The sequence below is a fragment of the Syntrophaceae bacterium genome (assembly GCA_013177825.1).
GTDB lineage: Bacteria > Desulfobacterota > Syntrophia > Syntrophales > PHBD01 > PHBD01.
The window spans coordinates 281756-301363 of record JABLXX010000001.1; the positions used below are offsets into that span (position 1 = coordinate 281756).

The following is a 19608-nucleotide window of genomic DNA, read 5'->3' on the forward strand; positions in this document are numbered from 1 at the left end:
TACGAGGGGGGGAGGGAGCCGGCCAGGCTATCAACCGGCCCCCTCCAAAGGAGGGATCAATAGTTCACGTTGGCAATGCCCTTGAGGCCCAGGATCCGGCGGGCTTCATCCGGTGTCGCCGGCTCGATGCCGAGTTCCTTGGTGACCCGGACCATCTTGGCCACCTGCTCGGCGTTGCTCTGCGCCATCCTGCCCTTCTCCAGCCAGAGGTTGTCCTCCAGGCCCACCCGGCAGTTCCCGCCCAGGAGCAGCGACTGCGTGCAGATGGGAACCTGGGCCCGGCCGGCCACGCACACGGAGAACTCGAACTCGCCGATGTGCCGCTTCGCGTGCTCCACGAGGAACATCAGGTTCTCGGGGCTCGCCGAGAGCCCGCCCAGGATGCCCAGGACGAACTGGATGTAGACGGGCTTCTTGATGTAGCCGGCCTGGATCAGGAAAGCCACGTTGTTCACCATGCCCGCGTCGTAGATCTCGAACTCGGGCTTCGTGTTGTTTTCGCTGAAGACCGCGCAGTACTCCCTCAGGGTCTTGAAGGTATTGGTGAAGATGAAGTCTTCCGTCATGCCCAGCATCACCTTCTCCCACTCGTGCTTCCACTCCTTGTAGCGAGTCACCATCGGGAAGAGTCCCCAGTTCATGGACCCGGCGTTGCAGGAGGCCAGCTCGGGCTTGTATGCCGTAACCGGGGCAACCCGCTGTTCCAGGGTCATGCCGGCTCCGCCGCCGGTCGTGATGCAGACGACGGCGTTGCAGCGGCTCTTGATGCTGGTGATGATTTCCTTCATCAGGTTGATGTCCGGGGAAGGAAGCCCGTTTTCCGGATTACGGGCGTGAACGTGGACCACCGCCGCCCCTGCCTCGTAGGCCCGGACGGCCTCGTCGGCGATCTGCTGGGGCGTGATGGGGAGGTAGTCCGACATGGTCGGGGTGTGGATGCTGCCCGTGATGGCGCAGGTAATGACCGCTTTTTCTTTCATGTTTTGAGACTCCTTTCCTTCATTTGCAGACTCTATGGCGCAAACGCTTCTACTCGGGCAGCTGCGTCAGTTGAAACAAGGACAGATTCCCGAATTCCGCCTTGTATTTTCCCTGTTCGATTCCCTTGACGGTGGATACGACCGTGTCGTTGATCGGCGTCGGCACGCCCGTCTTCCGGCCGTTTTCACAGACAACGCCGTTGATGGCGTCGATTTCCGTCTTCAGACCCTTCTCGATGTCCTGGAGCATGCTGGCCTTCAGAAGCCGGTGGGGACCGAAGACCATCTTGTAGATCCCGGCGCGTGCCACCATTTCGGCCTGGGTCTGGAAGGCCAGGATGTTCAGGTCCGCTCCCTGGATCTTCTCCAGGGTCACGCCCAGCTTTCGGGTGACGGCGATGGTCTCGTTGCCGATCAGCGCAACGCAGGCCAGGGCTTTTTCATTGTCGAGAACGTCTCCGAACGTGCAGCCCAGGGAAGCGGACATGCCGCTCAGGGTGGCGTTGATGAGAAGTTTCGACCACCGGATGCCCGGTAGGTTGGTCGTGATCTCCGTCGGGCAGATCTTCTCAAGCACGGCCGCCACGGCCTTAGTTCGATCCTTGATCGTTCCGTCCAGTTCCCCCAGGTCCAGGGTCATCTTATCCGATTCGGACGTCAACTCCGACACGCCGGGGCGAAGCCATGTGGCGCCCCAGCCGACGGCGCAGCCCATGACCTTCTCGCGCCCGACATGGGCCGCCACGGCTTCCTCGGGTACCCCGTTCTGGAGCGTGCATACGATGCTGTCCTTGTGAAGATGCGGAACGAGGGCCTTCAAGGCCGATTCGTTGTATGTCTGCTTGACCAGGTACAGGACCAGGTCATACGTGCCCGACATCGCGTCCGGCGTGATGGCCTTGACGGGCACGGTGAGGTCCATCTTGCCTGCAATGGTCGCTCCGTTCTTGTTCAGGGCCTCGACGTGTTCTTTGTTGGCGTCGATAAGAACAACGTCTCCCCCGTTTTTCGTAATCAGCGCCCCGGAGATGGTTCCCAGGGACCCTGCTCCCAATATTGCCACTTTCATGTCGACACCTCGCTATCTCCTGCTTTTCGGCAGGCATGATTGTGTAGGATGACTGATCCCTCAATGTCTCTTGAGATCAGGGGCTATCCTCCCGGTCCGCTGGAACGGCCCCCTGGGGTCGCCTCGCAGCGGCCCCGAGGAAGGCCGTATCCCGGACTCGTTCTTTTTTTACCTGTTGCCGACGCGCCGGGGCATGATTCGGAACAGGCGGTTCTTGCTACGATGCTTTACAGCTTGCCGTGGAACTTGAGCAGGGCCAGAAGTCCGTCATCCCGCCAGCGGGCGATATCCTCGCTGGTCCGACCCTGTTCCGGCGGCCTATTCGCCATTTCCTGGAGCACACCCTCGTGGGCTGCATCCAGCCAGTTTTCCGGCCACTTTTTCCAGTCTGCCATGTCTTCCCACCACCACTCCACGGTGGGACCGATATGGTGCATGACTCCTTTGAGACCGAAGGGTCCCCCGGCCAGGTGATAGATCATGTTGGGTCCCATGAGCCCGTAACGGAGACCGGGCCCGAAGGTCACGCACTTGTCCACGTCCTCCACGGAGCACACGCCGCGGACCACCAAGTCCACCGCTTCCCGGTAAAGGGCCACGGAAAGGCGGTTGGCGATGAACCCCAGGGCCTCCTTCCGGAGGACGACGGGCTCCTTGCCGAGGGCCTTGTAAAAGGCGACAGCAGTCTCGACGGCCGCCTCGGACGTCTTTTCTCCCTTCCCTATCTCCACGAGGGGGATCAGGTGGGGAGGATTGTAGGGATGGGCCCCGAGACAGCGCTCCGGGTGGGCCGATCCCTTGGCGATCTCCGTGATCAGGAGACCCGACGTGCTGGAGGCAAAAATCGCCTCCGCCGGGGCATGGCGGTCCACCTCGGCCAGCAGGGCCTGTTTCACTTCGTATCGTTCCGGGGACGCCTCCTGGATGAACTGGACGTCCGCCACGGCCTCTGCCAGATCGGTCGTGTATTTGGCGAGACCCATGGCAACGTGCGCCTTGTCCGCCGTCAGGATGTTCCGTTTCACCAGGAAATCGAAGCCCGCCGCGATCCGGTTCCGGGCGTTCTGAAGGGCCTCTTCGTTGATGTCGAATATGTGGGCGGGGTAGCCCTTCCACAGGAAATTCAGGGCCCAGCAGGATCCGATCATCCCTCCTCCGCCCAGTACGGCTGTTTTCTTGATGTCCTTGACGTTCATGATTTCCTCCGCGATCCGGCTCCTCTTAGTAGATCATGATGCCCAGGGGGATCACGATCAGGAGGGCGATGATCGTCGCCACGATGTGGCCCCACCAGATATGCTTGTAACCGTTCATGTGGGTCAGACCGGTGACGGCCAGGAAGGTGATGACCACGCCGTTGTGCGGCAGGGCGTCGAAGCAGCCCGCCGACATGGTGGCAACCCGGTGAATCAGGTCGGGGGAGAGGCCGAGGGCCAGGTACTTCGGCGCCAGGGTCTCCAGAATGATGCCCAGACCGCCGGAGGCCGAACCGGTGATGCCGGCCATCATGTTCGTGGCGATCGCCAGGGAGACGATGGGATGCATCGGCAGGGTGAGGAGCCAGCCGGCGATGACCTTGAATCCGGCCGTGGCCGCGATGGCCATTCCGTACCCGACGTCCGCGCAGGTGTTCACGATCGGGATGACGGTGTTTACGGCACCCTTGTTCAGGGTCTCCGGGAGGTTCTTGAAGTACTTCCAGAAGAAGACGATGCAGAAGGCGACGCCGCCCAGCAGTGCCCATACGGCGTCGAGCTTGAAGGCATTCAGCATGATGACGACGACGATCATGGGAACGATGCTCAGGAACACATTGGGAAGCTTTTCCATGGCGACCACTTCGCCGGCCACGACGCCGATGCCGCTCGGGGCCACGTAGCCTTCACCGCGCGCCTTGGCTTTCTTGAGCTGATACTTGAAGTAGAAGACGTTGAAAGCCGCCACGACAATCGCACCCAGGATGCCCAGCAGAGGGGCCGACATAGTGGACGAGGCCATGTACTTGGTCGGCATGATGTTCAGGATCTGGGGAGAACCGGGCATCATGGTCATGGTGATCGAGCCGATGCTGAAGGCATAGGGGATCACGAAGAGGTGCCACGGAAGGTCCAGTTCCTTGAAGATGGGGCGGCCGATGGGGATGAGGGCGAAGATGACGACGAAGAGGCTCACGCCGCCGTAGGTCAGGGCGATGCCGATCAGGGCGATGGCCATGACGCCGTTCATCGGGTTCCCCCGGCCGACGACCTTCAGGATTCCCTCGGCGATGGCCCGGGCAGCACCGCTGTCCTCCATGACCTTGCCGAAGAGGGACCCCATCAGGAAGATGAGGTAGAATTTCCCCGCGTAACTGACGAAGCCCTTCATGTATGGGCCTAACAGGGTGGGAAGAATGTCCAGGCCGGAAAAGACCGCGACGAAAACAACAGCCAGAGGGGCCAGGATGATGATGTGCCATCCCCGGAGGGCAAAGACAACGATGAATGCCAGGGATAGAACAATGCCGATGATGCTGAGGGTACTAGGATCCATTTCCATCTCTCCTTTCTTTGTATTTCTCTGGCATCCGTTTTAGGAGAGATGGACAGGAAAGAACAATGGGGGACGACCCCCATTTCGAAGGGATCGTCCCCCATTCGATGGAAAATGGACGGACCGGCTATCCTTCCCAGAGGTCCGGGTCGGCGATCCCGATCTTGATGGCGTATTTCAGGAGTTCAAGCCGGTCGTGGATGCCCAGCTTGCTCATGACGCTGGCACGGTGCTTTTCCACCGTCTTGGCGCTGACACACAGGATATCGGCGATCCGGGCCGTCGAGTTCCCCTCCACGACGAGGCGAAATACCTGCTGTTCCCGCTCCGTCAGGAGCTCGTAGCCCTTGGGGGCGGGCGTCTTTTCACGACTCCGCACGTAGCTGCCGATGACATCCGCCCGGATCTTGGAGCTGAGGAAGTATTCTCCCCGATGGGCCGCCCGGATCGCCTCGATGATGTCCGTGCTTGGTGACGCCTTCAGGACATAGCCGATGGCTCCGGAGGCCAGGGCCTGGTGGACGTAGCTTTCCTTGGCATGCATGGACAGGACGACCATCCGGGCGGAGGGCAGGGTCTCCCGGATCAGGCTGATCACGTCCAGGCCGCTGAGTCCGGGCATGCCGATGTCCAGCACGATGACGTCGGGATGATGGGATTTCGCAAATTCCAGGGCCTGGCAACCGTCTTCGGCCTCACCGACGACTTCCATATCGGGCTGCGCATTGAGCAACTGGTGCAGTCCTTCCCGGATAATGGCATGATCGTCGGCGATCAGGATGCGGATCTTTCTCATACGGCGCCTCCCTCCTCGGGTATTTCCACCCTGACGGTTGTTCCCCGACCGGGGGCGGAGGTGATATCGATGGTTCCGCCCAGGGAGGCCACCCGTTCCTGCATGCTCAAAAGGCCGATTCCCCTGGGCCTTCCGCCGGGAAGGCCTTCTTCGGCCGTCACGAATCCAACGCCGTCGTCCCGGATGACAAGAATCGTTTTCGGGTGGCTGTGGGTCAGGAGGATCTTAACATTTTTTGCCTGGGCGTGCTTGGCGATGTTGGTGAGGGACTCCTGGAAGATTCGGTACAGGACGATCTCGGCCGCACCCCCGAGGCGTCGCTTGAATCCCGTTGCCTGGAACTGGATGTCCAGTCCTTCGCGATGGCTGAGGAAATCCTGGATGTGCCACTCCAGGGTCGGAATGAGGCCCATGTGATCCAGCACGTCCGGCCTCAGGCGGGCGGTGGTCTTCCGTACCTGGTCGGCCAGTTGCTCCACCCGGCGGACAAGCGTCCGGCACCGCTCCTTGCTGTCTCCGCCGCTGTCACCGAGGGAGGTCTCCAGCGCCTCCAGGCCGAAATGCAGGGACGTGAGAGACTGGCCGAACTCGTCGTGGAGATCCGCCGCGAGGCGCCGGCTTTCCTCTTCCATGACGTCGATCAGGCGCCGGGACAGGAGATGGATTTTTTCCTCCGCTTCTTTGCGGCTCGTGATGTCGATGACAATGGCCACGACGGCAGGCCTCCCCTGATAGATGGCGGGGCTGGCCCAGAGCTCGACCCAGATGATCGAACCATCCTTTTGGAGCGCCCGGAAGATGTACTGGGCGGGTGAGAAGGAGATTTTCTGGCGTTTGATCCCCCTCTTTTTCACCATGTCCCGATCCGCCGGATGAATCACCTCCCAGAACTGCCTGCCGACGATTTCGTCGGGAGAATCGTAACCCAGCATGTCGATGAGCCGCTGGTTCACATAGCGAAAGATGCCGTTCTGATGAACGTTGATCCCGGCGATGGAGTTTTCCACCACGGTTCGATACTTCTCCTCGGACTCCTGGAGCTCTCGCTCGGCCCGCTTCCTGTCCGTCACGTCCACGACAAATCCCTCGTATCCCTCGGGTTCTCCCTGCTTGTTCCGCCGGATTGCCGAGGTGATGTGGACGTCGATGACGGTCCCGTCCTTCCGTCGCATCTCCGTTTCGAATTCCCGGACAGACCCGTGCCGGCCCATCACCTCTTTGAACCGGAGGCGGCTTTTCGGATCCGTATACAGGGACTTCGTCGAGTCGAGACCGATCATCTCTTCCCGGGAATCGTATCCGAGCATGCGGACACCCGAGTCGTTGATGTCGAGGATAATCCCGTCGAGGTCGGTCAGGTTGACCATGGCCGGAGAGTGTTCAAAAAGATGTCGGTACTTCCGTTCCGACTCGCGGAGGGCTTTCAGTTCCCGCCGGCAGGCCTTCAGCTTTTCTTCCAGCCCGGCAATCCGATCCTCTGCAGACGGCTCAATCGGCGAATTCATGACAAGCGACCTTTCCTGTTCGTTGCATCCGGGGTCGAGGGGTTTCCATTCCGGCACCGCTCGCTTTTTTCTTTGTGTCATACAATCAGGCCGATTCCGGGAACCATCCGAGTAAAAGGATGGTTTATCGGATTGTGAATGTGCCTTCTCCGAAGGGTTTCCCGTCGACGAGAATGACGACCCTGTATCTTCCGCCGGGCCAGTGGCCGGGTTCATCCCACCCCCAGCTGTGGCTGACCCAGGCGGTCCGCCAGTCCTTCCGGACCGTGAAGGGAAGCGTCAGCTCTCCTTGAATGCTGCCGTCGGAATGGATGTACTGCCAGTCGAACGTGTAGAGCCGGCTTTTGTCCTGCCACAGGCCGTTTTCCATGTTCACCTGGCACCAGATGTATCGGGACGCATCCCGCGAGAATTCCGATGCATAGCGACGGTTGTCTATGGGAACGTTGGACGTCCCACCCTCATAAAACCGGATATCCACCAAGTGGAGGGGAATTCCGGCGGAGGCGTCGTCCCGGTGCTCGCCCGCGGCTTTCCGTTCGATGCCGGCAATCCATTCTTCCTGCCAGAAACCGGGTTTTGTCCGGATGATGATCCGGTCCCCGGGGCGAACCGTCCGGAACAAGTCGACGGTGACGGAGAGTCGGTCGGTCTCGCCCGGATGCTGCCAGGAGGGGAAGGTGAGATAATATGTCCGGCTGTCTTTGTTTTTCGTTACATATCGGTCTGTTACGGGAACATCCCGGGTCGTTTCGACTCCCTGGTCCAGATATCCGTTCGTGACGACGGCGCTTCCGGTCAAGGCGAGCGGAAATCCCACCAGCGAAAGGATCAGGGCGAGGAGATAAATCCGGTGGGATGTCGAACGGCCCCGGATCCAGCGGAATGCGAGATAGAGGAAGACCAGCGCCGCAGGTGCGGAAATGGCCAGGGCATTTAGAATAAGACGGTTTCCGAGGGGTTCGTACTCGCTGAGCCCGAATCCGAGACAGACGGCCCCTCCAAGAATGAGCAGTCCGATGAAGGAAAACAGGAGGACGAGGCCGGCGGGAGATACGGGCGGCCGCAGGGTGCCCGGAAAGAGAGAGGGGCCATAGGAAAGGGGGTGACCTGCATCCGCCAATCCCCCGGAAAGGGAAAGCAGGCCATCCAGGTACCGGTCCGCCTGCACCGCCGCGAGCGCATCCACCTTAAGCGGCGACAGGACAATCCGGATCCCTTTCTTATCAAAGACGATTTCCCGGATAGGCGATCCCATATTGAAGAGCCCGTCAATCTGCTGTCGCCGGGACGGTTCCGAAAGGTAGGGCAGAAAGACATCACTTCGGTCGGTGTCGAAGAAGTAGGCATTGTCAAACGAGGGGTCGCCCGTCTGGAGTTCCGCCACCAGGCCGATCCGCTTCGCAAAACGGTCGTACCATGCTTCTTCCCGGATCGTGATCCTGTCCGCGCAGGAAATCCTGACCAGGATGGTCAGGGAAGGCGGGCTGTTCTTGGAGCCCAAGAAATAACGGCAGGTGAAGGGAACGCCATCATGGAGACCTTCCAGGAGATCTCCCGTAAAGAGGGATTTCCGGATGACCCGGCCGTTGAGCTTTTCAGCCAGATCCTTGAAGGCCCGGCGGCTCCCGGAGAGTTTCCGACGGTAAACGTACAGGAACGCCAGGAGAACGGCTACACTGAGGAAGACGAATGCAAAAGCGGCGCTCAGGAAGATCTCGGCCATGATGTCTCCGGGAAGCACGCCTGACCGGTCGATCCGGATGTCGCTTCCGTCCCGGGTCCCGGGCATGCATCAGAATGCTGGAGGAAACATAGGCGATATGGCCCGTTTCTGTCAATTCAAACAGGCCGAACAGGGAAGCTCCTGAAAATGTCCGCCTGCCTTCCCGTCCCGGGCGGCGCTGCTCGTCGGGGACTCCGTGTTCGTTTGTTCCCGGGCCTTCCGCGTCTCTTCAATGCTCATGAAAGTAAACGCCTCCTGCCAAGGTCCTTAGGGAGACCGCTTCCGCGGAAGTTTTTCAGTGGAATGCCTTGTCTTGTGCCTGTCCTGTACCGGCGAGAAAAGCCATGGCTCGGGGCCATATTTCCTTCAGCGACTGGTTGCCCATGAGGGTGCCGATGTGTCCCCCCGGGGAAAGCAGCTTCAGGATCCGTCGGGAGGAGACAAGACGCTCCATGGCGAATACCTGCCCGGGCGGTGTGATGTGATCCTTACTGCCGCCGATGAGGACCAGAGGACAGTGGATGTTCCTCAGATCCACGGACCGCTGGTCGATGACGAGACTGCCGGGGTGGGTCAGGCTGTTTTTCCGGAAGATCCAGTCCACGGCCTCAAGGTAGAAGCGGCCCGGCAGATTCTGAGTCGATTCGTACCAGTTGGTGAAACGCTTGAATCGCTCCAGTCCCTGCATGTCCTCCCGGAGGCACAGACCCCAGATGTTGAAATATTTGTTGAAATAATGCTCGTGGGGCTGGAGGGCCTTGAAACCCCCGAGCATGAATCCACCGGGCATCACGCCGTTGAAGGATTGAACGGCCATGCGGTAGCAGTTGTCGGGGATTTTCGAGCAGTCGCCGATGAAGGAATCCTCCGCCTCCAGGTCGATGGGGGCGGCGGCAACAATCAGCCCCGAGATTTTTTCCGGGTAGAGGGAGGCATAGATGGCCGCCTGCCATCCGCCCTGACATTGCCCTACTAGAGCGATCTTCCTGGCTTTCACGGCCTTCATGACCTTGTCGATGCCGATGTCCGTCAGCCGGATGTAATCGAAAATGCCCAGGTTCCGGTATTCTTCCGTTGCCGGAAGCCATTCGGTCACGGCAACCTGATAGCCGTGCTCCAGGAAGACCCGTACCAGGCTTTGATCGGGCAGGTAGTCGGCGATGGTGCCGGCATGCCCGGCCTGGGGGGGAAGAATCAAGACGGTCTTTCTGGCGCCGGGATTGCGGAACAGCCTCAAGCGAAGGGTCTGGTATTCGAACAGCACCTCATTTTCGGTTGCCCAGTCCTCTTTCAGGGGCCGATAGCAGACCGCTTTCAGGAACTCCTGGATCTGGTCCGTCATGAAATCGATCATGTTGTGTTTTTATTCCTTTCTGTCTTTTGGTTCCTGCCTTGGCGTCGTGTACCCAATAAAAAAAGGGAGCCCGTATCACGTGGAACGGTTCCCCCCTTTTTCAAGGCGCCTTCATGCCTGAAGAGGCGAAAAATGGCAATGGTAAAAATTTTTTATTTTAAAATATTGATGCCAATCCAACTGTTATCATGTTGTGTGTTCTGTCGGTCGGAGCCGTTGGACTTGGAGGAGGCGTCGAATCGTCCGATCGGACGGACGCCGATTCATGAAAAGGACGTCTGTCTTTGACCTTTCAGGGCAACGCCGATTGACGGTTTCGCTTTTTCTGGTAGGGTCCCCATCGGAAAACTCGAAGCGGTTTACCAGCTGAAGCGGGCCTTTATCGGCCGCTATGATCTCGTGGTGTGCCGCTCCGTTCGCAAAGGAAGGAGTACGTCTCATGAGCAGCTTTTCTTACAGCCGGGAGGCCCTGGAGAATCTCCGGATTGCCGATCCCGCCATTCTGGACCCGCTGGTTGACATCGAGTCCGCCCGCAAGGCTCATTTGCGCAAGGACCATGCGAAGCGGGACAAGAGGATGTCCATCCGGGAAGCCGTGGCCGAGTTCGTACAGGATGGCGACATTGCCACCGACTCGGGGTTTGCCTACGTGAGAACACCTCACCAGGCCTACTTCGAAATGATGCGCCAGGGGAAAAAGAGACTTCATTTCATCGGTTCCCCCAATACCAACCAGAGCTATCTGATCAACTACGGAGTCTGCGCATACTCTCACAATTCATACGTAGGGGCGGAAATGCGTGGGAGCGACCGGAATTACTCCCGCCAGCTCCTGAACGGCAAGGTCGCGATCCTCTCGGAATGGAGTCACGGTTCCATGGCCCAGGGTTTCAAGGCAGCGCAGCTTGGCGCACCGGGCGTTTTCAGCAAGCAGCTGCTGGGATCGGATATTCTGCGATTCAATCCCTATGTGAAAGTCATGCAGAACCCCATGCGGGTCGATCCGGACCCGGTGACCTTCATCCCCGCCCTCTATCCGGATGTGACGGTCATTCACGTCCATGCCGCGGATAAATACGGAAACGCCAGGATCTATGGACCGGCCGTGAACGACGTCGCCCTGGCGGCGTCGGCTCGCAAGGTCATTATCACGGCTGAGGAAATCGTTCCGGAAACGGATATCCGCTACAACAACAAGGGAGTCGTCATTCCCTTCGTGTATGTGGACGCTGTTGTGGAGCTCCCGTACGGTGCCGTCCCGGGGAACATGCCCGGGTGCTATTACTGGTCCCGCCAGTGGTGGGAGAAGTTCCTGCGGTGGGGCACGCTGTCCGATGAGAACATCCGGGAGTTCCTGGATTACTGGGTCATGGACAGCAAGGACCCCTTCGACTTCGTGGAGAAGCTCGGAGGCGCCAAATGGGTCGCCCTGTCCCGCCGGATGACGAAGACGGCCGAATATGACAACGAGGACGACGGATACGATTTTGCCTACCAGTCCTACAAGCCCGGGAGCGATTCCGGTATCTACTATTGAGGAAAGGGGATGTCATGGAAGCAGCAAAACCCGCCAATCCTCTGGAAATGATTGCCTATGTTCTCTCGCTGCAGATCCGGGACCATCAGGTTGTCTATGTCGGAACGGGTCTGCCCATGGTTGCGGCGATCCTGGCGAGAAAGACCCACGCCCCGCACATCACGATGGTCTATGAATCGGGCGGGCAGGACCCCATCCCGGGAGACATGCCGTGGTCCGTCGGGGATCCCTTCACGTGGAGAAAAGCGGCGCTGATCCAGGAAATGGCCTATTCCTTCGCCCAGGCCTACAACGGTTATGTGGACATCGCCTTCCTGGGATTCGCCCAGGTCGACATGTACGGCAATGTCAACACCCATCAGATCGGGACGGATTTTCTCCACCCCAAGGTCCGCCTGACCGGTTCCGGAGGTAACAATGATCTCACCTCCGTCACCGAAAATATCGTACTCGTGGGACTGCACACTCCGGACAAGTTTCTCCCCCGGGTGGATTTTATTACAAGTGTTGGCCACCTGAACGGAGGGAACTCGAGAAGGGAAGCGGGACTCCCGGGAAACGGCCCCGTGGCGGTGGTGACCAACGCCGGTGTCCTCGACTTTGAACCGGCTACCAAGCGCATGCGCGTTCAATCCCTGCAACCCGGGATGACCTTCGAATTTGCCCAGATGTGCACCGGCTTCGAGCTGTTGAGGCCGGAAGGAGACATTCCGGTGACGCCAGTACCCGACCGGGCCGTTCTGGATATCCTGCGAACGGAGGTGGATCCTCACGGCATCTTCACGAAGATTCCAGGCCTGTAGGACAGGCCCGCGCCGAGGCCATACAGCGCTTGAATCCCCTTGACATGGGGGGCCTTTCTCCGCTACAAGCGAAGCCTCTTGCCGGTGGGAATGGAGGGTTCCCCGGGACAGGGAGGGATTGTATGGAAAAGATGCCTATCACCCGGGCCGGGTTCGAGAAGCTGAAGAAGGACTTGGAGCATCTGAGAAACGTAGATCTTCCGGAAAACGTCCGGGACATCGAAGTGGCCAGGGCACACGGAGATCTTTCGGAAAATGCGGAATACAAGTCCGCCAAGGAGCGGCAGGCTTTTATCCACGCGCGGATCAAGGAAGTGGAGCAGAACCTGTCCGCCTGTCAGGTCATCGAGGTGAAAGCGGCCGCCGACGGCCGGGCCGTCTTCGGCTGCACCGTGGCTATTGACGATCTCAAGAGCGGCGATACCACCGAGTACCGTCTGGTCGGTCCCTTTGAATCGGATATCGCGGAGAACAAGATCTCCGTGACCTCACCCATCGGCCGGGCTCTCGTCGGGCGGAAGATCGGCGAGCAGATCCGGGTCCAGGTCCCGGGCGGTGTGCGGGAGATTGAGATCGCCGACGTTTTCGTGGAGCCGGAAGACTGATCGCCGGCTCACGGTAAAATGATAAAAGAAAAGCCGGGAATGGATGTTCCCGGCTTTTCTGCATTCGGATCCGGCCCCGAGGGGCCATACCGGCTCGGTTCAGTTTTTCTCAGCTACGCTCAGGCGGATCAGGGCCTTGTCCAGCGTGGCCTTCGCCTTGTCGTATTCGGGGTCTTCCTTGGAGAGTTTTGCCATCTTCTCCTCGGCAAGCTGCTTCGCCCGCTGGGCGCGCTCCTTGTCGATCATATCCGACCGCTCGGCGCTCTCCACCAGAATCGTAACTTTCGTCGCGGTAACTTCCACGTAGCCGTCGGCAACGGCGAAGTTCCGCTTTTTCCCCTCCTGGGTGAAGCTCAGGGCACCAATGTCCACCCCGCTCAAGAGAGCCGCATGCCCTTTCAGGACCCCAAACTCTCCCTCCGATCCGGGAACGGTGATCTCTTCAACTTTCCCGTTGAATACCATCCGCTCGGGGGTGACAATTTCCACCATCAACTCATCAGCCATGGAATTATCCCTCAGACAGTTTCTTCGCCTTCTCGATCACTTCTTCGATGCCGCCGACCATGTAGAAGGCCTGTTCAGGCAGGTCGTCGTGCTTTCCTTCCAGGATCTCCTTGAAGCCGCGGACCGTGTCCGCCACGGAGACGAACTTGCCGTCCGTACCGGTGAACTGGGCGGCGACGAAGAACGGTTGGGACAGGAAGCGCTGAATCTTTCGGGCCCGGCTGACCGTCAGCTTGTCTTCCTCCGACAGTTCGTCCATGCCGAGAATGGCGATGATGTCCTGCAGATCCTTGTACTTCTGCAGGGTAACCTGGACATTCCGGGCCACCTGGTAATGCTCGAGGCCGAGGACGTTGGGGTCCAGGATGCGGGAGGTCGAGTCCAGCGGGTCCACGGCGGGATAGATCCCCAGCTCCGCGATGGGACGGGACAAGACGACGGTTCCGTCGAGATGGGCGAAGGTGGTGGCCGGGGCGGGGTCCGTCAGGTCGTCGGCCGGAACGTATACGCACTGGACGGCGGTAATGGAGCCCTTTGTCGTCGAGGTGATGCGCTCCTGGAGTTCCCCGAGGTCCGTGGCCAGAGTCGGCTGGTAACCGACGGCCGAGGGCATGCGGCCCAGAAGGGCGGACACCTCGGAGCCTGCCTGGGTGAACCGGAAGATGTTATCGACGAAAAGAAGCACGTCCTGGCCTTCCACATCGCGGAAGTACTCCGCCGCTGCCAGGGCCGTCAGGGCGACCCGCGCGCGGGCTCCCGGCGGCTCCGTCATCTGGCCGTAGATCAGTGCGGCCTGCTTGATAACGCCGGACTGCTTCATTTCCAGGTACAGGTCGTTTCCTTCGCGGGTCCGCTCGCCCACGCCGGCGAACACGGAGATGCCGCCGTGGTGCATGGCGATATTGTGGATCATTTCCATCATAACGACGGTCTTGCCCACGCCGGCGCCGCCGAACATCCCCATCTTGCCGCCCCGGGGAAAGGGGACCAGAAGATCGATCACCTTGACACCCGTTTCGAGAACGTGGACCGAAGTGTCCTGCTCAAGAAATGAAGGCGCTTCCCGGTGGATCGGGGCGAAATTTTTGCCCACGATCGGTCCGAGGCCGTCCACGGGCCGGCCGACGACGTTCATGATCCGCCCCAGGCATTCCTGGCCTACGGCTACGGTAATGGGAGCGCCCGTATCCTTGACCTGCATGCCCCGCACGAGGCCGTCAGTGATGTCCATGGCGATGCAGCGGACCACGTTGTCCCCCAGATGCTGGGCGACCTCGACGATCAGGTTGTCCTCTTCGTCATTGATCGCGGGGTTCGTGATGGTGATTGCGTTCATGATGGCTGGCAGTTTTCCCTCCTCGAACTCCACGTCAACCACCGGTCCGATGACCTGTACAATGGTTCCGATATTCATACCCATCTCCTTTGATAATGGTTGGCTTTGTTCCTTGTTGCTATGATTTGGCCAAGGCTTCCGTACCGCCTACGATGTCCATGAGTTCGGCGGTGATCGCGGCCTGCCGGGCCTTGTTGTACTTGAGGGAAAGACTCGTGATCAGCTCCTCGCAGTTCTTTGTCGCGTTGTCCATGGCGGCCATCCGGGCGCCGTTCTCTCCGGCACTCGTTTCCAGGAGTGCCCGGAAGAGGAGGACATGGACGTACATCCGGAGCATCTTGTCCAGAAGGTACTCCTCAGAGGGCTCATAGATGTAATCGAGCCGTTTTTCCGGTTCCACCTCTTCCTGCTGCCCGATGGTCGGGAGAGGGAACAGGCGAACAACCGACGGCCTCTGGATGGAGACGTTCCGGAACTCGTTATAGATCAGATACAGCTCATCGTACTCCTCCGCCAGAAACGAGGGGATGATGGCATCGCCGATCTGAACACCCAGGTTCATGGTGAAGCGACCGAGCTGATCGACCCACTCCGCCGTTATCTTTTCCTTCTTGCGGAAAAAATCCCTTCCCTTGCGGCCCACGGTCACCAAAGTCACCTCCGCCCCTTCCTGCTTCTTGGCGGTGATGAACCTTTCTGTGGTCTTCGTCAGATTTGTATTGAACCCGCCGCAGAGCCCCCGGTCTGAGGTCATGCAGATGATCCGGATCCGCTTTGCCGGACGCACCGCCAGGAGCGGGTGGGAGGATGCATCCACCCGGAGGGCGAGGCTGCTCATGACGTCCATGAACTTGATGGCATAGGGACGGAAATTTTCCATCCGCATCTGTGCCGACTTGAACTTGGAAGCGGCCACCATGTTCATGGCCTTGGTGATCTGCCTCGTCTTCTGGACGGCGGATATTTTACGTTTGATGTCTTTTAATGCGGCCACGACAACGGACTCCCTTTCTGTTTACGGATGCTTCGGTTCTCCCCCGGGGGATCAGGCGACGTATACCGTGTCAAACTCGGTGAGAATATCCCGCATCTTCTTTTCCAGTTCGGGGCTGATGACCTGCTTCTCGTCGATTTCCTTCAGGATTTCCGGATACTTGCTTTCGACGAAGCTCAGCATCTGCGGTTCGTAGTTTTTCAGCTTGTCTACATCGTACTTGTCCAGGAAGCCGCGGGTGCCGGCAAAGAGGATAGCGACCTGCTTGCCAAGGGACATCGGCTGGAACTGGGGCTGTTTCAGGATTTCCACGAGCCGGATGCCACGGTCGAGCTGGGCCTGGGTGGCCTTGTCCAGATCGCTGCCGAACTGGGCGAACGCAGCCAGTTCGCGGTACTGGGCGAGGTCGAGCTTCAGGGTTCCCGCCACCTGCTTCATGGCCTTCACCTGAGCAGCACCGCCGACGCGGGAGACCGACAGACCGACGTTGATGGCCGGACGGATGCCGGAGAAGAAGAGGCTTGGCTCCAGGTAGACCTGGCCGTCGGTAATGGAAATAACGTTTGTGGGGATGTAGGCGGAAACGTCGCCGGCCTGGGTCTCGATGATCGGCAGGGCCGTGAGGGACCCGCTGCCCAGACTCTCGCTGACGCGGGCGGCGCGCTCGAGAAGCCGCGAATGGTTGTAAAAAATGTCGCCGGGGTAGGCTTCCCGTCCGGGGGGACGCCGCAGGAGCAGGGAGATCTGCCGGTAGGCGACCGCCTGCTTGGAAAGGTCATCATAGATGATCAAGGCATCCTGCTTGCGGTCCCGGAAGTATTCGCCAATGCTGCATCCTGCGTAGGCAGCGATGTATTGGACCGTTGCCGGGTCGCTGGCGCAGGCGGAGACGACGCAGGTGTAAGGCATGGCACCGTGTTTGCGGAGGTTCTCGACCACCTGGGCGACGGTGGATTTCTTCTGGCCGATGGCCACGTAAATGCACTTCACGCCCGTGTCCTTCTGGCGGATGATGGCGTCGACGCAAATGGCCGTTTTGCCGATCTGGCGGTCACCGATGACCAGCTCGCGCTGGCCGCGGCCGATGGGGGTCATGGCGTCGATGGCCTTGAGTCCCGTGTACATGGGCTGGTTGACCGGCTGGCGCTGAATGACGCCGGGGGCGACCATTTCGATACGGCGGAATTCCGTCGTATCGATGGGTCCCTTGCCGTCAATGGGGGCGCCTGTTCCGTCGATGACCCGGCCGAGGACGGCCTCGCCGACGGGGACCTGAGCGATTTTACCGGTCCGCTTGACAATGTCCCCCTCCTTGATGTGGGTCACTTCTCCGAGGACGGCGACACCGACGTTATCCCGCTCCAGGTTCAGAACCATGCCGAGGATCCCGCCGGGGAACTCCAGCAGTTCCATGGCCATGGCATTCTGAACGCCGTACACTCTGGCAATACCGTCTCCCACGGAGAGGACCGTGCCGGTTTCGCTGATATCCAGCTTCTTCTGGTAGTCTTTGATCTGCTGGGATATGATCTGACTGATTTCTTCTGCTTTGATGCTCTCCATGCCTTATATTTCCTCCCCTAAGAGATTCCTGATGTTGTTCAATTGCGTCCGGACGCTCCCGTCATAGACCGTATCACCGACACGGACCACAATACCGGCCAGAAGGGAGGGATCCTCCATGACGGACATGTCCGCCTTTCTCTTCGTGATCTCCTCCAACTGCTTCAAGAGACTGGCCTGCTGTTCCGCGCTCAGCGGATAAGCCGTCCGAACGGATACCTGGACCCTCTGAAGGGTCTTGTCCATCATGTCCCGGTAACTGGCGACGATCTCATCCAAAAGACCGATCCGGCCCTTGTCCACCAGGAGGCCGAGAAAGTTGGCCGTCAGCGGGGACAATTCGATCCGCCCGAGCAGATAGTCCATGATCTGCTTCTTTTCGATGTGGTTGAAGACAGGGTTGGCGAAGAATTCCTTGAGATCCTTACTGGAGGCCAAAACCCCGGAAAAGCGGTTCAGGTCCTCGTAGAACACCTCATACTTGTTTTCCTCGCCGGCGAGTTCAAAGAACGCCTTGGCATATCGCTTGGAAATCTCGCTGCCGATCAATGTTTGGTCACCACCTTGTCTAAGTAGTCCCGCACCATGTCATTGTGATCCTGGGCGGTGATGTTCTTTTTGAGGATCTCTTCGGCCATTTCCACGGCAAGCTGGGCCGCTTCCAATCGAAGCGCCGCACTCCCCTTCTGGAACTCCTGTTCCATCCGGGCTTTCGTGTCTTCCTGCATTTTTTCCGCCGCTTTCTTGGCGTCGGCGATGATCTTATCCTTTTCCGCCTGTCCCTGAGCCTTGATGATTTCAGCGATCCCGCTGATCTCATCGGTCATCTTGGTCAGCCGGGAAGAATATTCATCGAACTTCTTCCGGGCCTCGGCCTTCTGGGCCTCCGTGTCATCAATCTCGGTACGGATTGAGGCACGCCGTCCGACAAAGAACTCCTTGACCTTCTTGGCCAGAAGCCACCAGAGAAGACCCACGAGGATGGCGAAGTTGATGACCTTGAACATGAATTCTTTCATATTGGCGCCGCCGCCCTCGCTGTGCTCTCCACCACCCGCGGCCAGTAAATCGGGCGACCAGGCGAGAATCAGGAGCCCCGTAAGGGTCAGGGCGAGGTACATTCCGCGCGAGCGCAACATTTCAGTAAACCGATCCTTCATTACTGGAGACTCCTTCCCAACACTTTCTCAGCGATCTCCAAGGACAGGCGCTGGGACTGGTTTTTCAGGACGCCACGGGCCTCGTCGATCTCGCGGTTCATTTTCCCCTGGAACTCTTCCATCATCTTCGGAATGACGCCTCGTACCGCATCGACAATCTTCCGAGCCTCTTCGGCGCCTTCCTTTACGTATTCCGCTTTTTGTTCCATGGCGGCCTGCTTGGCCTTGCGGACGGCCTCCTCGTACTCGGCCATCTTCTTTTCGACGGCCTCGTGAAGACCGCGAACCTCGTCCCGGGCACCATCGAACTGCTGTTTGCGCTTCTCCATAATCCCGAGAATGGGTTTGTAAAGGAGAACATTCAGGATAAAGATTAGAACGATGAAATTAACCAGTTGCAGCCAAAGGGTGGAGTCGATGTCGATCACGGCGTCTTACCTCTCTTGAAACATAAAAAAGCCGAGTGGAGAAACTTCTACACTCGGCTACTATTTCTTAGCGATCTGGCGAATCGATAAATGAAGGCGATTATCTCAACAGGCTTTACCCTGTATTGCATGTCCCCGAATACAGTCACCCAACACCCCTGCGTGAAACCCCATGGTAGTAAAGCGCGGACTTCTAACCATAACTGGGAAGGCTTGTCAAGCAGTTTTTGCCGTTTATGACTCTTGGTCAGCGTTGCGATGCGGGCCGCATATATGTATGAAATGACAGATCATTCATCCGTCGTTCGGCGGGTCGTCGTCGGCCTGTTGCATCTGGCAATGCCCGGTGTAAAAACCTCCCGCTTCGCATACAAGAACAGCCGTGTGAATGTCACCCCGGAGGCTTCCCGTCGGGGTCACGTGGATCGACTCGCGTGCCGTTATGGCTCCCAGAACGGCACCGCTGATCCGGACCGACGGGACGTCGATGTCGGCCTCGATCCGCGCCCCCTCGCCGATCACGAGCAAGCCGTCCCCGATGATGCGACCCGACACGTCTCCATCGATTCGGATGGAGCCGCGAAAGGTCAGGTTTCCCTGAAAGGACGAGCCCCTGCTCAGAAATGCCTGGATATCATCCGCCTTTTTTTTCCCGAACATGATTCCTCCTGCCGATGGAATCCCGTCCGCCCCGGATTGCCGGATGCATCTTC

At 59.1% G+C, this 19608-nt stretch carries 19 protein-coding genes; 3 read left to right on the forward strand and 16 right to left on the reverse strand.

The window, feature by feature from the left end; all coding sequences use genetic code 11:
- Positions 1 to 56: 56 nt before the first annotated feature.
- The 8 genes from HPY65_01325 to HPY65_01360 all read right to left on the reverse strand — a co-directional run bounded on the left by HPY65_01325 (position 57) and on the right by HPY65_01360 (position 9962).
- Entirely contained in the window at positions 57 to 980 is a 924-nt protein-coding gene (locus HPY65_01325) for a 3-keto-5-aminohexanoate cleavage protein (protein ID NPU83098.1), read from the reverse strand.
- Between the two features lie 49 nt (positions 981 to 1029).
- Positions 1030 to 2049: a 2-dehydropantoate 2-reductase gene (locus tag HPY65_01330; protein ID NPU83099.1), complete on the reverse strand. Its 1020-nt coding sequence runs from the start codon at positions 2047 to 2049 to the stop codon at positions 1030 to 1032.
- Positions 2050 to 2276: 227 nt separating this feature from the next.
- Positions 2277 to 3245, reverse strand: a complete 969-nt coding sequence (locus HPY65_01335; GenBank protein NPU83100.1) for a 3-hydroxyacyl-CoA dehydrogenase family protein — start codon at positions 3243 to 3245, stop codon at positions 2277 to 2279.
- A 25-nt stretch (positions 3246 to 3270) separates the two neighbouring features.
- Entirely contained in the window at positions 3271 to 4581 is a 1311-nt protein-coding gene (locus HPY65_01340) for a GntP family permease (protein ID NPU83101.1), read from the reverse strand.
- Between the two features lie 127 nt (positions 4582 to 4708).
- Positions 4709 to 5377, reverse strand: coding sequence for a response regulator transcription factor (locus HPY65_01345; GenBank protein ID NPU83102.1), 669 nt, complete (start codon positions 5375 to 5377; stop codon positions 4709 to 4711).
- Positions 5374 to 6882 carry a PAS domain S-box protein gene (locus HPY65_01350; protein ID NPU83103.1) on the reverse strand — a complete coding sequence of 503 codons (1509 nt, stop codon included), beginning with the start codon at positions 6880 to 6882 and terminating at the stop codon, positions 5374 to 5376. The genes HPY65_01345 and HPY65_01350 overlap by 4 nt, the downstream gene beginning before the upstream one ends.
- 124 nt (positions 6883 to 7006) lie before the next feature.
- On the reverse strand, positions 7007 to 8608 hold the full coding sequence (locus HPY65_01355) for a hypothetical protein (GenBank protein ID NPU83104.1): 1602 nt from the start codon (positions 8606 to 8608) through the stop codon (positions 7007 to 7009).
- A gap of 295 nt (positions 8609 to 8903) precedes the next feature.
- Positions 8904 to 9962, reverse strand: a complete 1059-nt coding sequence (locus tag HPY65_01360; protein NPU83105.1) for an alpha/beta fold hydrolase — start codon at positions 9960 to 9962, stop codon at positions 8904 to 8906.
- 439 nt (positions 9963 to 10401) lie between these two features.
- Here HPY65_01360 and HPY65_01365 point away from each other — a divergent pair, with 439 nt between their 5' ends.
- From HPY65_01365 to greA, 3 genes are all read left to right on the forward strand, one after another.
- Positions 10402 to 11499, forward strand: coding sequence for a CoA transferase subunit A (locus HPY65_01365; GenBank protein ID NPU83106.1), 1098 nt, complete (start codon positions 10402 to 10404; stop codon positions 11497 to 11499).
- 14 nt (positions 11500 to 11513) lie between these two features.
- Complete coding sequence (locus HPY65_01370; GenBank protein NPU83107.1) at positions 11514 to 12302, forward strand: 3-oxoacid CoA-transferase; 789 nt, start codon at positions 11514 to 11516, stop codon at positions 12300 to 12302.
- A gap of 122 nt (positions 12303 to 12424) precedes the next feature.
- Positions 12425 to 12907, forward strand: coding sequence for a transcription elongation factor GreA (gene greA, locus HPY65_01375; GenBank protein ID NPU83108.1), 483 nt, complete (start codon positions 12425 to 12427; stop codon positions 12905 to 12907).
- Positions 12908 to 13006: 99 nt separating this feature from the next.
- On the opposite strand, the gene HPY65_01380 is transcribed toward greA, so the two are convergent.
- From HPY65_01380 to HPY65_01415, 8 genes are all read right to left on the reverse strand, one after another.
- Entirely contained in the window at positions 13007 to 13414 is a 408-nt protein-coding gene (locus HPY65_01380; protein NPU83109.1) for a F0F1 ATP synthase subunit epsilon, read from the reverse strand.
- A gap of 4 nt (positions 13415 to 13418) precedes the next feature.
- Positions 13419 to 14828, reverse strand: a complete 1410-nt coding sequence (gene atpD, locus HPY65_01385) for a F0F1 ATP synthase subunit beta (GenBank protein ID NPU83110.1) — start codon at positions 14826 to 14828, stop codon at positions 13419 to 13421.
- Positions 14829 to 14868: 40 nt separating this feature from the next.
- On the reverse strand, positions 14869 to 15744 hold the full coding sequence (atpG, locus tag HPY65_01390; GenBank protein NPU83111.1) for an ATP synthase F1 subunit gamma: 876 nt from the start codon (positions 15742 to 15744) through the stop codon (positions 14869 to 14871).
- A 51-nt stretch (positions 15745 to 15795) separates the two neighbouring features.
- The gene (locus HPY65_01395; protein NPU83112.1) at positions 15796 to 17307 is read right to left on the reverse strand and encodes a F0F1 ATP synthase subunit alpha; all 1512 of its coding nucleotides are present in this window, start codon (positions 17305 to 17307) and stop codon (positions 15796 to 15798) included.
- A gap of 3 nt (positions 17308 to 17310) precedes the next feature.
- Complete coding sequence (gene atpH / locus HPY65_01400) at positions 17311 to 17856, reverse strand: ATP synthase F1 subunit delta (GenBank protein NPU83113.1); 546 nt, start codon at positions 17854 to 17856, stop codon at positions 17311 to 17313.
- Complete coding sequence (locus HPY65_01405) at positions 17853 to 18467, reverse strand: ATP synthase F0 subunit B (protein ID NPU83114.1); 615 nt, start codon at positions 18465 to 18467, stop codon at positions 17853 to 17855. Before HPY65_01405 ends, atpH begins: the two co-directional genes overlap by 4 nt.
- The gene (locus tag HPY65_01410; GenBank protein NPU83115.1) at positions 18467 to 18895 is read right to left on the reverse strand and encodes an ATP synthase F0 subunit B; all 429 of its coding nucleotides are present in this window, start codon (positions 18893 to 18895) and stop codon (positions 18467 to 18469) included. Before HPY65_01410 ends, HPY65_01405 begins: the two co-directional genes overlap by 1 nt.
- A 294-nt stretch (positions 18896 to 19189) precedes the next feature.
- On the reverse strand, positions 19190 to 19555 hold the full coding sequence (locus HPY65_01415; protein NPU83116.1) for a polymer-forming cytoskeletal protein: 366 nt from the start codon (positions 19553 to 19555) through the stop codon (positions 19190 to 19192).
- Between the last annotated feature and the right edge of the window lie 53 nt (positions 19556 to 19608).

What these genes read in the sequence shown, in the direction of transcription:
- HPY65_01395 (NPU83112.1), bottom strand. Translation starts at nt 17,307, where the DNA reads ATGGAGAGCATCAAAGCAGAAGAAATCAGTCAGATCATATCCCAGCAG.
- HPY65_01380 (NPU83109.1), bottom strand. Translation starts at nt 13,414, where the DNA reads ATGGCTGATGAGTTGATGGTGGAAATTGTCACCCCCGAGCGGATGGTA.
- HPY65_01325 (NPU83098.1), bottom strand. Translation starts at nt 980, where the DNA reads ATGAAAGAAAAAGCGGTCATTACCTGCGCCATCACGGGCAGCATCCAC.
- atpD (NPU83110.1), bottom strand. Translation starts at nt 14,828, where the DNA reads ATGAATATCGGAACCATTGTACAGGTCATCGGACCGGTGGTTGACGTG.
- HPY65_01335 (NPU83100.1), bottom strand. Translation starts at nt 3,245, where the DNA reads ATGAACGTCAAGGACATCAAGAAAACAGCCGTACTGGGCGGAGGAGGG.
- HPY65_01365 (NPU83106.1), top strand. Translation starts at nt 10,402, where the DNA reads ATGAGCAGCTTTTCTTACAGCCGGGAGGCCCTGGAGAATCTCCGGATT.
- HPY65_01370 (NPU83107.1), top strand. Translation starts at nt 11,514, where the DNA reads ATGGAAGCAGCAAAACCCGCCAATCCTCTGGAAATGATTGCCTATGTT.
- HPY65_01355 (NPU83104.1), bottom strand. Translation starts at nt 8,608, where the DNA reads ATGGCCGAGATCTTCCTGAGCGCCGCTTTTGCATTCGTCTTCCTCAGT.
- HPY65_01340 (NPU83101.1), bottom strand. Translation starts at nt 4,581, where the DNA reads ATGGATCCTAGTACCCTCAGCATCATCGGCATTGTTCTATCCCTGGCA.
- HPY65_01360 (NPU83105.1), bottom strand. Translation starts at nt 9,962, where the DNA reads ATGATCGATTTCATGACGGACCAGATCCAGGAGTTCCTGAAAGCGGTC.
- HPY65_01350 (NPU83103.1), bottom strand. Translation starts at nt 6,882, where the DNA reads ATGAATTCGCCGATTGAGCCGTCTGCAGAGGATCGGATTGCCGGGCTG.
- HPY65_01405 (NPU83114.1), bottom strand. Translation starts at nt 18,467, where the DNA reads ATGAAGGATCGGTTTACTGAAATGTTGCGCTCGCGCGGAATGTACCTC.
- HPY65_01330 (NPU83099.1), bottom strand. Translation starts at nt 2,049, where the DNA reads ATGAAAGTGGCAATATTGGGAGCAGGGTCCCTGGGAACCATCTCCGGG.
- HPY65_01415 (NPU83116.1), bottom strand. Translation starts at nt 19,555, where the DNA reads ATGTTCGGGAAAAAAAAGGCGGATGATATCCAGGCATTTCTGAGCAGG.
- HPY65_01345 (NPU83102.1), bottom strand. Translation starts at nt 5,377, where the DNA reads ATGAGAAAGATCCGCATCCTGATCGCCGACGATCATGCCATTATCCGG.
- greA (NPU83108.1), top strand. Translation starts at nt 12,425, where the DNA reads ATGGAAAAGATGCCTATCACCCGGGCCGGGTTCGAGAAGCTGAAGAAG.